The 11099-nt window shown below is 72.3% G+C and carries 15 protein-coding genes and 1 pseudogene; 8 read left to right on the top strand and 8 right to left on the bottom strand.

The window, feature by feature from the left end; translation table 11 throughout:
- The first annotated feature begins 2 nt into the window (after window positions 1–2).
- Entirely contained in the window at window positions 3–1292 is a 1290-nt protein-coding gene (locus O7606_RS00175) for a glycosyltransferase 87 family protein (RefSeq protein WP_281596933.1), read from the top strand.
- Window positions 1293–1732: 440 nt separating this feature from the next.
- On the opposite strand, the gene O7606_RS00170 is transcribed toward O7606_RS00175, so the two are convergent.
- Together O7606_RS00170 and O7606_RS00165 are read right to left on the bottom strand one after the other, a co-directional pair.
- On the bottom strand, window positions 1733–1921 hold the full coding sequence (locus tag O7606_RS00170; RefSeq protein WP_281596932.1) for a hypothetical protein: 189 nt from the start codon (window positions 1919–1921) through the stop codon (window positions 1733–1735).
- A gap of 195 nt (window positions 1922–2116) precedes the next feature.
- Window positions 2117–2455, bottom strand: coding sequence for an immunity 51 family protein (locus O7606_RS00165; protein ID WP_281596931.1), 339 nt, complete (start codon window positions 2453–2455; stop codon window positions 2117–2119).
- A gap of 139 nt (window positions 2456–2594) precedes the next feature.
- Here O7606_RS00165 and O7606_RS00160 point away from each other — a divergent pair, with 139 nt between their 5' ends.
- From O7606_RS00160 to O7606_RS00150, 4 genes and pseudogenes are all read left to right on the top strand, one after another.
- Window positions 2595–3092, top strand: a complete 498-nt coding sequence (locus O7606_RS00160) for a YcxB family protein (RefSeq protein ID WP_281596930.1) — start codon at window positions 2595–2597, stop codon at window positions 3090–3092.
- A gap of 59 nt (window positions 3093–3151) precedes the next feature.
- Window positions 3152–3628 carry a hypothetical protein gene (locus O7606_RS00155; RefSeq protein WP_281596929.1) on the top strand — a complete coding sequence of 159 codons (477 nt, stop codon included), beginning with the start codon at window positions 3152–3154 and terminating at the stop codon, window positions 3626–3628.
- Window positions 3629–3707: 79 nt separating this feature from the next.
- A pseudogene (locus tag O7606_RS27575) lies at window positions 3708–3815 on the top strand (phosphotransferase); the annotation flags it as partial.
- An 88-nt stretch (window positions 3816–3903) separates the two neighbouring features.
- On the top strand, window positions 3904–4497 hold the full coding sequence (locus O7606_RS00150; protein ID WP_281596927.1) for a hypothetical protein: 594 nt from the start codon (window positions 3904–3906) through the stop codon (window positions 4495–4497).
- Between the two features lie 60 nt (window positions 4498–4557).
- Here the strand turns inward: O7606_RS00150 and O7606_RS00145 are convergent, their stop codons facing one another.
- The 6 genes from O7606_RS00145 to O7606_RS00120 all read right to left on the bottom strand — a co-directional run bounded on the left by O7606_RS00145 (window position 4558) and on the right by O7606_RS00120 (window position 8659).
- On the bottom strand, window positions 4558–5202 hold the full coding sequence (locus O7606_RS00145) for an ElyC/SanA/YdcF family protein (protein ID WP_281596926.1): 645 nt from the start codon (window positions 5200–5202) through the stop codon (window positions 4558–4560).
- Window positions 5203–5369: 167 nt separating this feature from the next.
- A complete protein-coding gene (locus tag O7606_RS00140; RefSeq protein ID WP_348651127.1) occupies window positions 5370–6203 on the bottom strand; it encodes a hypothetical protein in 834 nt (277 codons plus the stop codon).
- Window positions 6204–6434: 231 nt separating this feature from the next.
- Window positions 6435–6842, bottom strand: coding sequence for a hypothetical protein (locus tag O7606_RS00135; RefSeq protein WP_281596925.1), 408 nt, complete (start codon window positions 6840–6842; stop codon window positions 6435–6437).
- Complete coding sequence (locus O7606_RS00130; protein WP_281596924.1) at window positions 6839–7129, bottom strand: hypothetical protein; 291 nt, start codon at window positions 7127–7129, stop codon at window positions 6839–6841. The genes O7606_RS00135 and O7606_RS00130 overlap by 4 nt, the downstream gene beginning before the upstream one ends.
- Before the next feature lie 160 nt (window positions 7130–7289).
- The gene (locus O7606_RS00125; protein WP_281596923.1) at window positions 7290–8516 is read right to left on the bottom strand and encodes a helix-turn-helix domain-containing protein; all 1227 of its coding nucleotides are present in this window, start codon (window positions 8514–8516) and stop codon (window positions 7290–7292) included.
- Entirely contained in the window at window positions 8513–8659 is a 147-nt protein-coding gene (locus tag O7606_RS00120; RefSeq protein WP_281596922.1) for a hypothetical protein, read from the bottom strand. The genes O7606_RS00125 and O7606_RS00120 overlap by 4 nt, the downstream gene beginning before the upstream one ends.
- Window positions 8660–8797: 138 nt before the next feature.
- Here O7606_RS00120 and O7606_RS00115 point away from each other — a divergent pair, with 138 nt between their 5' ends.
- The 3 genes from O7606_RS00115 to O7606_RS00105 all read left to right on the top strand — a co-directional run bounded on the left by O7606_RS00115 (window position 8798) and on the right by O7606_RS00105 (window position 10858).
- Window positions 8798–9388 carry a UTRA domain-containing protein gene (locus tag O7606_RS00115; protein WP_281596921.1) on the top strand — a complete coding sequence of 197 codons (591 nt, stop codon included), beginning with the start codon at window positions 8798–8800 and terminating at the stop codon, window positions 9386–9388.
- A gap of 422 nt (window positions 9389–9810) precedes the next feature.
- Window positions 9811–10659: a helix-turn-helix transcriptional regulator gene (locus tag O7606_RS00110; protein ID WP_281596920.1), complete on the top strand. Its 849-nt coding sequence runs from the start codon at window positions 9811–9813 to the stop codon at window positions 10657–10659.
- Entirely contained in the window at window positions 10649–10858 is a 210-nt protein-coding gene (locus O7606_RS00105) for a DUF397 domain-containing protein (protein ID WP_281596919.1), read from the top strand. Before O7606_RS00110 ends, O7606_RS00105 begins: the two co-directional genes overlap by 11 nt.
- Window positions 10859–11099: the final 241 nt, after the last annotated feature.

The raw sequence follows: 11099 nt of genomic DNA, 5'->3' as shown, positions 1-11099 counted from the left end.
TCATGCAGACGACAGACATCCGGGCGACCCGCCCGAGCCGGCTCCTCGGCTTCGGCACGGTGGCGGCGGTGGTGGTGGGCGCGCTGGCGCTGGCCGTCCTCGCCGAGGCGATCTTCACCCGAGATCCGTACTGGGCCCTGCGCTGGACGGTGGACCTGAAGGTCTACCTGGCCAGCGGCGAGGCGGTCCGGGCCGGCACCTCGCTCTACGACGTGGCGATCCAGAACCCGATGTACGGGCCGATGCCGTACCTCTACCCTCCGCTGACCGCGATCCTGTTCTTCGTACCGCTGTCGCTGCTGCCGATCGGCGCGGCGAGCCTGGTGTGGAACACCGCGTCGCTGATCGCCCTGGGCGGGGTGGCCTGGCTCTCGCTCGGCATCGCCGGGGTCCGCTCCCCGCGCGTGCGGGCCGCGCTCACCCTGGTGGTGCTGCTGCTCGCCACCTGGCTGCTCCCGGTCCGGATCCAGCTCATCGCCGGGCAGATCAACATGTTCCTGCTGCTGCTGGTGCTGCTGGACTTCCGGGGGTACACCGGTCGCTGGCGCGGGGTCGGCATCGGGATCGCCGCCGGACTCAAGGTCACTCCGTTGATCTTCATCGGGTACCTGGTGGTGACCCGGCAGTGGCGGGCGGCCGGCACCGCGACCGCGGCCTTCCTCGGGACGGTGCTCGCCGGGTTCGTGCTGATGCCCGCCGACGCCGCCCGGTACTGGGGTGGGCTGGTGCTGCACTCGTCGCGGGCGGGCGGGGTCTGGGACACCCCGAACCAGTCGGTGGCCGGGGCGCTGGCCCGGGCGGTGGACAGCACCCAGTTCGCGTCCTGGTGGCTCGGGGTGCTCGCGGTGCTGGCCGTGGTCGGCCTGGCCGTGGCCCGGTACGTGCACCGGCACGGCTCGGACTTCCTCGGCTTCTCGGCCGCCGCGATCACCGGCCTGCTGGTCTCGCCGGTGAGCTGGGAACACCACTGGGTGTACGTGATCCCGCTGCTGGTCTGGCTGGCCGTCCGGGCGTACCGGACCAGGTCCGCCGGCCTGGCCGTGGCGACGGCGGTCCTGGTGACGCTCTTCTCGGTGCGGGTCTTCTCGCTGCTGGGCATCGAGGAGTCGCCGCCGGCCCCGATGGCCCTGGCCGGCTGGGAGCAGGTGATCGCGGCGCTGTTCCCGCTGACCGGCCTGCTGCTGCTCCTGGTCGGGCCGTTCTGGGTACGGCGGACCGGCCCGGTCCCGGCGGCCCGGCCGGCGACCCGCCGCCCGGTCGCCACGCCCACCCCGGCCCTGACCACCACCTGAGCGGTACGGAGTTCGTGCGGGGGACGAGCCGTCGTCCCCCGCACCGCCGTGCCCCGACCAGCCCGTAGCTGGCCGACCCCGTGGCGCGCCGAACCCGTAACGGGCCGGGCCGGTGGCGGGCCGGCATCGCGGACGGTCGTGGCGGCGGGCGGGCGCCGGACCGGTCGTCCACGTCGACCGCCGGGATGCCGTCGACCGGATCCTGGTCGAGGCGGACAAGCAGGAGCCTGCGGCGGGAGAGGTACTGCGCGATCAGCGATCGCCGGCATGCTGACTCGTGGCGTCACGTCACCACCAGTCGCTGGAACTGCGTCCGCCGTCGGCGACCGGGGAATGGTCGCCGACGGCGGACGGGTCGGTTTGTGCGGCGCGGGCCGGTCGGGGGAGCGACGGCGGCGCCGGTTGTTGTCGATATTTGTCGATTGCTGCCCGGCAGGCTGTCACACGGCGGCCCGGGACGGCCGGACCTTCACGGCCGCGCGGGACAGGCCCCGGGCGAGCGCCTCGCGGACGACCCGGCCGCGCTGCGGCTTCTCCACGTGCGGGACGACCGGGGCGTTGGGGCGGGCGCTGTTGAACTCGAAGTCGACGTCGTTGATGGCGGTGACGAAGGCGGCGGGCATTTCCATGACTCTTCTCCCAACACTCCCGGCGTTTTTTCTGTACCGCTACAGTAAACCGTCGTTCTGTACCGGTCAAGAGCTTTCCCTTGACCGGTACAGAAAATTACCGCCCAGGCACAGCGGTCGACGGGGCACAGCGACGGGGGCGGGGGGCCGCGCGGGGGCTACGTGACTACCGACCGGGGCGGACGGGGGCGACGGTCAGTCGTCGAACTCGAAGCCGTCCGCCTCGGCGGTGACGACGAGCCGCCGGAGCCGTTCGGCGTCCGTGGCGACCGCGGTCATCAGGGCGCCGAGCTCTTCCAGGGCCTCCCGGTCGGTGCCGTACGCGCAGAACATGCCGGCTTCCGGGTCGTAGGAGAACCGGCCCGCGAGCCCGGGCGCCTCGGTGCTGACCAGCACCTGGGCGACCCCTTCCCAGAAGTACCCGTGGGGCTCGTGACCGAGCTCCACGATCACGGCCTCGACCGGTGTGCTGCCCGCCTGCAGCAGCAGGGAGAACTTTCCGGGGTCCAGCTCGATCAGGCTGAGCGGTCTCATCCGGACAGTCTGGCATCCGGGCGGTGGTCGACCGGAGGCGAGGCCCCGTGGCGACGGCCGGTGGCCGGCGCCGCCCAGGAGAGGGCGTGTCCGTTCGTCCCCTCCTGCCCGGGGCGGGGGTGGGCACTATCGTGCTGACGTGCACATCCGATTCGACGTACCGGCTGATCCTGACTATCCGGGCCGGGTGGCCGCCGCGCTCAGCGCGGTCCGACTGCGCCGGTACGGCCAGGTCGGCGCGCTGCTGGCGGCGGCCGGCGCGGCCGGGCTCGTGGCCGCGTGGGGCCTCGGGTGGGGTGAGCGGCTCACGCCGCTGTGGATCCCGATGCTCGTCGGTGGCGTGCTGGCCATGCTGTACGCGCCGTGGGCGCGGTGGCGGGCCCGGCGGCGCTCCGGCCGCTACGCGGTCGACGGCTCCTACGAGATCACCGACGACAACATCATGATGCGCAGCGGCGTGGAGTCCGGCGGTATCGCCTGGGACGGCGTCGACCAGGTACGCGACACCCACGAATTCTGGATCGTGTACGTCCGCGGCACGCCGGCGACGGTGATCCCCCGCGCCCTGATGTCCGCCGAGGACGCCGAGACGCTGCGCGCCTTCATGGCCGGACGCGGGCTGCTGCCGCCCCGTTGACCGCGTCGGCCGCCGGGCCCGTGACGCCCGGCTGGCCGTACGTTCATAGACTCCCGCCTGTGCGAGTTCTTCTTGCCGGCGTCGGCGCGGTTATGGTGCTGGGCGCGGCGGCGGTGGCCGGGGCGCGCTGGCACACGGCCGGCGAGCCGGTCCCCGTCGCGCCGCCGCCGGGTTCGTCGACGACGCTGCCCGAGGGCTCGTACGAGACCGTCGTCGACAACGGGGCCGCCGAGGTCTCCACCGACCTGCGCACCGGGCGCGGCGGCGCGGAGGTGCGGACGTACGCCCTGCCGGCCGCCGCCACGTGGGATCAGGTCCGGTCCGGGGTGGCCGGTCAGCTCGACGGCTGGAGACAGGTCGGGGACTGCGCCGACACCGGCGACCGGCGGGTCCGCTGCTCCTGGTCGGAGCCGACCCGCTGGTGGCCCCGCCGGGTCCGGATCGTCTTCCTCAGGCCGGCCGCGCCCGGCGACGCCGACTCCTACCCGTGGCCCGACAACACCTTCCTGGTGATCGGCGCCGCCCGTGGCGGCTGACCGCCGGACGCCCTCCGACCTGCCGGTACGGCGCCCCCGCACCGCCGACAAGGCAGGCTCGCCACGAACCCTCCGGTACGCGACGGGCAGGCTGCACGCCGTCATCGACTTCGGTGTGCTGTCGATCGGCCTGCCCGACGCCGAGCACGCCCCGGTGTGGGACCTGCCGCCCGCGGCACGCCACGCCGCGACCGCCTCCAGGCGATCCTCGCCGACGCCGACGACGCGCGGACACCCTTCGTATACTGACCCACCCGTCGAAGCCGGAGAGTCGCGTGAACTGGATCAACGCCGACCGGGCCGCCGTCATCGTCGCCGTGCTCGCTCTCCTCGTGTCCGTCGCCGCTGTGGTCGTCTCGATCTTCTACGGCCACAGACAGGCCCACATCGCCGCGGCGGCCAAGGAGGAGGCGCGCCGCTCCGCCGACGCGGCCGAGAGGCAGGCGAGCATCGCCGCTGAGGCGAAGGCGGCGGCGGAGACGTCCGCCGCCGAAGCGCACGCGACGAGAAGGATGGAAGCCCGCCGGCAGCACAACGCGGGCGCTCTCAAGGACCTCACGCTGCGTCAGGTCGAGCTACGCCTCGGCAGGGCGCCCGAGTTGTCCGTCGTCCTGAGGAACGAGGGCAGCCAACCGTACGACTACGAGATCCGCAACGACCATCCCTCCCCCAGCGCGCGATTCGCGACCAGAGGCACGATCAAGCCGAAGGGAGCTGCGAAGATCGTCCTGCGCGGGATGTTCCCCGGCATCCGGATCGAGGCGTTCTTCAACGGCGAATGTCCCTGCGACGAGCCGGACAGTCCGCGATGGCACTGGCGGACCACCTACGACGTCGAGCCTGAGCGAGAAGGCACCACCGCCGGATAGGCACGGATCCGCGTGTCGCTGCCGGAGTTCGCGCAGCAGGCTGCGGGAACCGACCGGGAGTCAGCCGCGGAGCGCGTCGTCCACCGCCGGGCTCCTGGCTGAGCTGACCGCCGGTGGCCGCCGTCGCACCGCGTCCCAGGCAGCCTTTCCGCTGGCGAAGTAGTCGCGGACCGCCTTCCGGGCGAGTAGCGCGGCAGAGCATTCAGCGCAGTCGGCCGCGACGCCGTCGACCGCCACGCCAAGATGTCGGCACAGGGCCACCGCCCGGGACAGGTGGTAGGACTGGGTCACGATCAGCGCCCGTTCGACGCCGTACACCTGGTGGGCCCGGGCACAACTGTCGTAGGTGTCCAAGCCGAACGGATCGGCGACGACGCGGCGCGGATCGATTCCGAGCCGCCCGGTCAGATACGAGGTCATCGCGGCGGGCTCGTCGCCGGAGGCGCCGCCGCCGTCCCCCGAGACGAGGATCACCCGCGCCCGCCCGCTGTGCACCAGCGCGGCGGCGGTCCGCAGTCGACCCGCGAGGCGGTCGCCCGGCTCGCGACCGTCCGCCGCCACGGCGGTACCCAGGACGATGACGACCTCCGCGGTCGGCGCGCCGCCCGCGTCGTGGCGGTGGCCGTACGCGGCGGTCGTCGTCCAGATCCACGGCGCGCTGACGAGCAGCAGCGCGACGCCCACGAGGACGACCAGTCGCCGCACGCGTCGGCGTCGCCGGTCCGTACGGCCAGCGGGTTCCGGTGGGTCACCCGCAGGTGCGGCATCGCGGGGAATCCCGAAGCCCATCCCGACCCCCTTCGGACAGTGGTACGGCAGCCGCCACGGGCGGTGTGACCTGGTAGGGCATGGCGCTCACGACCGGCGTGCGCTCAACGCGGCGGTGAGACGTACAGCCCGGTCTTGCAGCCCGTCTCGCCCGGCTCCAGCCAGATCGGGTCGTACCCGGGCGACTCGATGGCGCCGCCGGGCGTGCGGACCATGAGGAGGCAGTCCCGCTCGGCGGGCACGCCCACCGCCGCGACGAGGGCGCCCTCGTGGACGACCGTGTCGACGGTGACGTGCCGCTCGGGAAACGCGGCCCGCACCGCCCAGGCGAGCGTCCCGGGCGTGGCGGCGCGCAACACGGCGGCGAGCCGTTCGCGCCCGTCGTCCGGCACACGTGGGATCGGCGAGGCGGTGGGCGTCCGGGCAACCACCAGCGACGGGCAGTCGATCTCCTGGTGCGAGGTGTAGCGATAGAGTTCGAGCACGTAGCGGTAACAGCGCGCGGCCTGGCCAGCCGAGTGACCGCGACCGCCGATGGAAACCGGCGGCTGCTCGTCCACCGTGACGACGAACCGGACGTCGATGGTGGCCTGCTCGTCACCGGCCGTCCGACCCGACCACGCCAACGGCTCCCGCCGGACTGTCGAGTCGAGCCCGTCCGGGTCCGTGAGGATCTCGGTGGCGGCGACATGCTCCGCCGTGCGCACCCGGTTGCGGTGACCGAGGTCCTTCCCGAGCTGCGCCGCTGCGGTCACGACCATGTCCCGCGCGAGCGCGTCGCCTTCGCGGTAGGCCGAGCAACCGCCGGCCACCAGACACGCCGCCACCGCCACGCAGGTCAACCGCAGCAACCCGAAACGGCGACGTACGCCCGCTTCACCCGCCAGCCGCCCCGCCCTGACCAACGGTCCACGCGCCGGCAACCGAACCCCGTTCACCGGGCCACGGTATCGGTCCACCGACCCGGACGTTGCCCCGGAAACGGCGCACGAACGAATCATGGGAGGTCGCCAGCCTGCTGAGCTGGTGGGCGTGGGACGGCCGGCGGTACCGGTGGCCGCCTGTCAGTCCCGGGGCGGGCGGGTCAGGCCGATGGTGGCGGCGGGGGCGGTCTGGTCGGCAACGAGCCAGGCCAGGTGCGGTTCACCAAGCTTGACCATGGCGGTATCTCAGCGCAGGTAAGGAGGAATGTGGATGGTAACCACTCCCAGCCCGGCGTACGCCTTGGGTGACTCGGTCACCACCGGTCGCCCGGCGGGCCACTCCGGGTCGGGACGGGCGACGGTCACCGCGTGGGCAAGTTGCCAGTCCACGCCCTGCTCGACCAGGCGACCGACCGACAGGGCACCCGCGTAGCCCAGCTCCACGACCTCAAGGGCGGGCAACCTGCCGACATGTTCCCCGAGCGCGGGTCGCATCGAGGAGGCCGCTGCCAGGCAGACAGCGGGCACGAAGACGTGCCGACCGGACTCCCGATGGGCCTGCACCACCAGGGCGGAGAGCACCGGATGCCCGACGCCGAGGGTCAGCAGTGCGCTGTGGTCGAACACGACACCGGCTGGCAGACCAGGGCTCATGCCGCTCTCGGACGGCGGTCGGGATGCGGCAGGCCCTCGGGGGCCTCCCCTGCCTCGACGGCCCGCCAGACACTTTCGGCGTCGGCGAGATCCTGGTGACTGAGGTCGGGGGCGATCCTGGTTCGCACGTACTCTTCGGCCTGGTCACCACGGTGTCGCAGCTCGTCACGGGTCAGCGTCTCCGAGGCGAGCCGAGCCACCAGCTCGCGCATGGTGATCCCCCGTTCCCGGGCCACCAGGCTGAGCCGGTCCCGGGTCGCGGCGTCCACCTTGATCGTCGTATCCACGCGACGCAGTATACCGTCGGAATACCTGAGCGCTGCGTGACGACCCCGCGACACGCCGCAGGATCGCGCAGGCCAGGGACAGTCACCAGCGCTCCCCGCCCCCGCATGTCGGCGAGTGTGACGGCCACGTCCAACGTCTCGTCGCCGCCGACCAGGACCGTCATTGCCGGGGTGGCCGGGTCAGGCCGATGGTGGCGGCGAGGCGGGTCAGGTCGGCGGGGGTGCGGCCGGCGCGGACGAGGGTGGTGAGCAGGGTGTGGGCGGCGGGCCGGAGGCGTACCTCGGCGGGGGCGGTCTGGTCGGCGGCGAGCAGCGCCCGGCCGGCGGCATGATGGTCGCCGGTGTCGAGGTGGACGCGGGCCATGTCGATCAGGTGGGCGGCCCGATGTTCGGCGGGCAGCCGGGGCCAGCCGGCGTCCCGGGTGGCGCGGTGGTGCAGGGCGACGGCGGTGGCGTGGTCGCCGAGGCGGGCGGCGGCCAGCGCGCGGGCCAGGTCCACCGTGACGGGCGCGAAACCGTCGTCGTCGTGGTGGCCCCGGGCATCGTGGGTGACGGCGAGGTGGTGCGCGCGGTCGGCGTACTCCGCGCAGGTGGTGGTGTCGCCGCAGGTGGCGGCGGCGATGGCGGCTTCGGTGAGCAGCGTCCCGGCCAGGGCCAGGCCGTCGGCCGGCAGCTCGCGGTACGGGGCCAGGTCGAGCGGGCGTACGGCGGTGGTGGCGGCGAGCAGCGCGAGCCGGGGCCGGTCGATGGCGCGTAACGCCTGGGCGAGCGCGACGGCGGCGTACCCGGCCCGGCGGGGGTCGCCGGCAGCGGCGGTCATCGCCCGGTCGGCGGCGAGCCAGGCCAGGTGCGGGTCACCGAGCTTGACCATGGTCAGCGCGGTGAGCCGGTGCACCCGCGCCAGGAGCGGGCCGGTGAGAATCTGCGCGGTGTGGTGGGCGTGGCGGGTGGCGGTGAGCAAGCCGGGCAGGACGCGAAGGGTCTGCTGGTGGTGGGCGTGCCGGTAGGTGGTCTCGGCGTACCGGAGCTGCCGGTCCAGCTCGGTGACGCTCGGCGGCCAGTCCCGGCCGGCGGGGGCGTCATGGTCGGCGAGGGCTTCCCGGACGGCTTCGACGGCGGCGGCCGTGCCTCCGGCGGCCGGGGCGCGGCGGGTGTTGCGGCCGAGCAGCACGGCCGGGGTCACGCCGAGCGCGGCGGCCACGGCCTCGATCATCGGCAGGCGGTCGAGGCGGCGGACACCGCGTTCGACCTTGTCGACCCAGCTCTTCGAGCGGCCGATGCGGTCGGCGAAGACCTGCTGGTTCATGCCCCGGCGGGCGCGGAGCTGGGCGATCCGCCGGCCGATGGGCAGCTCACGGTGGTTGTCGCGGGGCGGCGGGACGCTCACCGGCCGACCCCCCGGCGCAGGCTTTCGGTGGACTGGCCGCAGCGCGGACACCACCGGGATTTGACCCGGAACGCCAGCAGCCCGAGCAGAAACCCCGGCACCAGCCCTCCGAACACGATCGACACGACCACCTCGGAAACCACGAACACACCCACCTTCTGACCAGGCCACCCATCATGGGTACGGGCGGCGGAACGACGATTGACGAGGACGCGCCCGGCTCGGCGCGGGCCATCCTCGGACGGGACGCGAGCGGACGCGCCACCCTGGAGGGACATTCGATGACCGACGAGGAACCGCCCCGGCTGATCCGGCGGGCGCACTCCCGGGGCATGCGTGACCGGGTCGGCAGCACGTCGCCGTTCGCGCGGGACAGCGAAGCCGCCGGGAAGCGGCCGAGCTGGGAGGCGGAGAGCCGGAAGATCCCGGCCCCGCCGCAGGTGGCGGCCCGGCTGGGCATCCCGCCCGGCGACCCGGTGATGCACACCCGCTACCGCTACCTGGCCGACGACGCCCCGATCCAGCTCGCCGACTCGTACGAGCCGTTGGCCCTCACCGGCGGCACGCGCGTGGAGTATCCCGAGCGGGGGCCGGTCGTCGGGGTCGTCGCCCGGATGGACTTCATCGGCGTGGCGATCGACCGGTTTACCGAGGAGGTCACCACCCGCCCGGCGCTGCCCGAGGAGGTCGACGCCCTCGGCCTGGACCGACGCGGCGGCCGGTGGGTGATCGCCGTCGAACGCACCTACCACGCCGGGCGGACCGCCATCGAAACCGCCGACATCGCCTTCCCCGGCGACCGCTACCGCCTGGTGTACGAAGTCCCCGTCGACCCGTGGACGCCACCGTCCGACCAACCCGGGGCCGACTGACCTGGTCATCGCCGCCCTGCCCGGTGCAGCCCGGCGGTGGACCGTCCACACCGCGAACACCACGCGGACCGCACCTGGACGCCGAGCCCGAGCGCGAAGCTCAACGCCGACCCACCGAGCACGATCAACGAGACCCCGAGTACGAGTACCACGAACACGCTCACCTTCTCGGCGAGGTCGCAGGCCGGAGTGTTGCCGCACCCCGACCCACGACCGTTCGCCCCTCCGAGGGTGGTCAAGAGACGTTCCACCTGCGACACGTCGAGGACGGTCCACACCGCACGCTCCGACGCTGCCCGGTAGCTTGCCGCGACCAGAGTCCCGCATCAAGTGATACCAGCGCAAGATGATGCGCATGATCGACATGGGCAGAACTTGATCCGGGGCAGACACGGTGCTGTTCCTTGATGCAGAATTCCTGCATGTCTCGATTCCTTCCCGCCACGCCCCGATCCCGCCGCCTCGGCCGAGAGCTGCGCAAACTCCGCGAAGCCAAGGGTCTGACCGGCGATGAGACCGCGAAGATCATCCGCTGCTCGACGTCCCGGATCAGCCGGATCGAGTCCGGCGAGATCAGGCTCCGCGTCGGCGACGTCATGGAGCTGCTGGTCGCGTACGGCCTGCGGATCGACGAGGAGCCGGCCACCGCGTTGTTGGAGCAGGCCCGCGACCTGCGCGAAGACGGCTGGTGGCAACGCATCGGCGGCAAGTACGCCACCTACATCGCCTACGAGAACGAAGCCGTCGAACTCAAGAACTTCGAGCCCATGCTGGTGCCCGGCCTACTTCAAACCGAGCGCTACGCCCGTGAGGTGAACATTATCGGCCGGGAGACCGACCAGGAGAGCATCGAGCAGCGGGTTTCCGCCCGGATGACCCGGCAAGAGGCGCTGCACCGGCAGCCGAACCCGCTGCGGCTGCACGCGATCCTCTCCGAGGCATCGCTACGCAACGAGGTCGGCGGCCCGGAGGTGCTACGCGAACAGCTCGAACACCTGGTCACGGTGAGCCGACTGCCGAACATCACCATCCAGGTGTTGAGGTTCGAGGCCGGCGCCCACCTGGCGATCACCAGCGGGTTCGCCCTGCTCACGTTCGAGCAGGACGAGCCGCCCCTGGGCTACGTAGAGACCTTGGCCGGTGAGCTGTTCCTGGAGTCGAGCCGTGACCTGGCGCGAGTGACCGCCGCGTACGACAATCTGAGGATGCTCGCCAGGTCGCCGGCCGAGTCCCTCAAGTTCATCAAGGAGCTGATCAAGCATGGAGCGTAACATCTGGCGCACCTCCACCCGCTCCGGCAACAACGGCCAGTGCGTCGAGGTCCGCGACCGGGGCACCCACGTCGACGTACGCGACTCCAAGGCCCCCGCCTCGGGGATGCTCAGCTTTTCCCCCGTTGCTTGGGCCATCTTCACCGAAACCTTGCAGACAAACAACCCTGCATCTGATCGTCCCTTCGCTGCCCTTTAGGCCTCACGCTCAGGTCAGGCCTTACGCCGCAGAACGCCAGCTCAGAGTACCGAAATGAACCACTGACGCAGATCACCTGGCGAACGCGTTGCCACGCATCAGCCGACGGAGACAGCCGGCTGCCGCCGGAGACTAAAAGCACTTTCTGTGCGTTTTATAGGCCTCAGGGCGGCCCCGAACGGGCCGCACGTGCCGCTGTCAAGGCATGCGCCCGGCGGCTGACGCAGAGGGCGGGTAGCCC

The organism is Micromonospora sp. WMMD882 (assembly GCF_027497255.1).
GTDB lineage: Bacteria > Actinomycetota > Actinomycetes > Mycobacteriales > Micromonosporaceae > Micromonospora.
Note: the sequence above shows the minus strand (reverse complement) of the source record. Positions and strands in the feature narration are given on the sequence as shown.

Excerpts from the sequence above, each read along its gene's own strand:
- O7606_RS00175 (WP_281596933.1), top strand. The coding sequence starts at position 3 with ATGCAGACGACAGACATCCGGGCGACCCGCCCGAGCCGGCTCCTCGGC.
- O7606_RS00170 (WP_281596932.1), bottom strand. The coding sequence starts at position 1,921 with ATGGAAATGCCCGCCGCCTTCGTCACCGCCATCAACGACGTCGACTTC.
- O7606_RS00165 (WP_281596931.1), bottom strand. The coding sequence starts at position 2,455 with ATGAGACCGCTCAGCCTGATCGAGCTGGACCCCGGAAAGTTCTCCCTG.
- O7606_RS00135 (WP_281596925.1), bottom strand. The coding sequence starts at position 6,842 with ATGAGCCCTGGTCTGCCAGCCGGTGTCGTGTTCGACCACAGCGCACTG.
- O7606_RS00115 (WP_281596921.1), top strand. The coding sequence starts at position 8,798 with ATGACCGACGAGGAACCGCCCCGGCTGATCCGGCGGGCGCACTCCCGG.
- O7606_RS00110 (WP_281596920.1), top strand. The coding sequence starts at position 9,811 with ATGTCTCGATTCCTTCCCGCCACGCCCCGATCCCGCCGCCTCGGCCGA.
- O7606_RS00105 (WP_281596919.1), top strand. The coding sequence starts at position 10,649 with ATGGAGCGTAACATCTGGCGCACCTCCACCCGCTCCGGCAACAACGGC.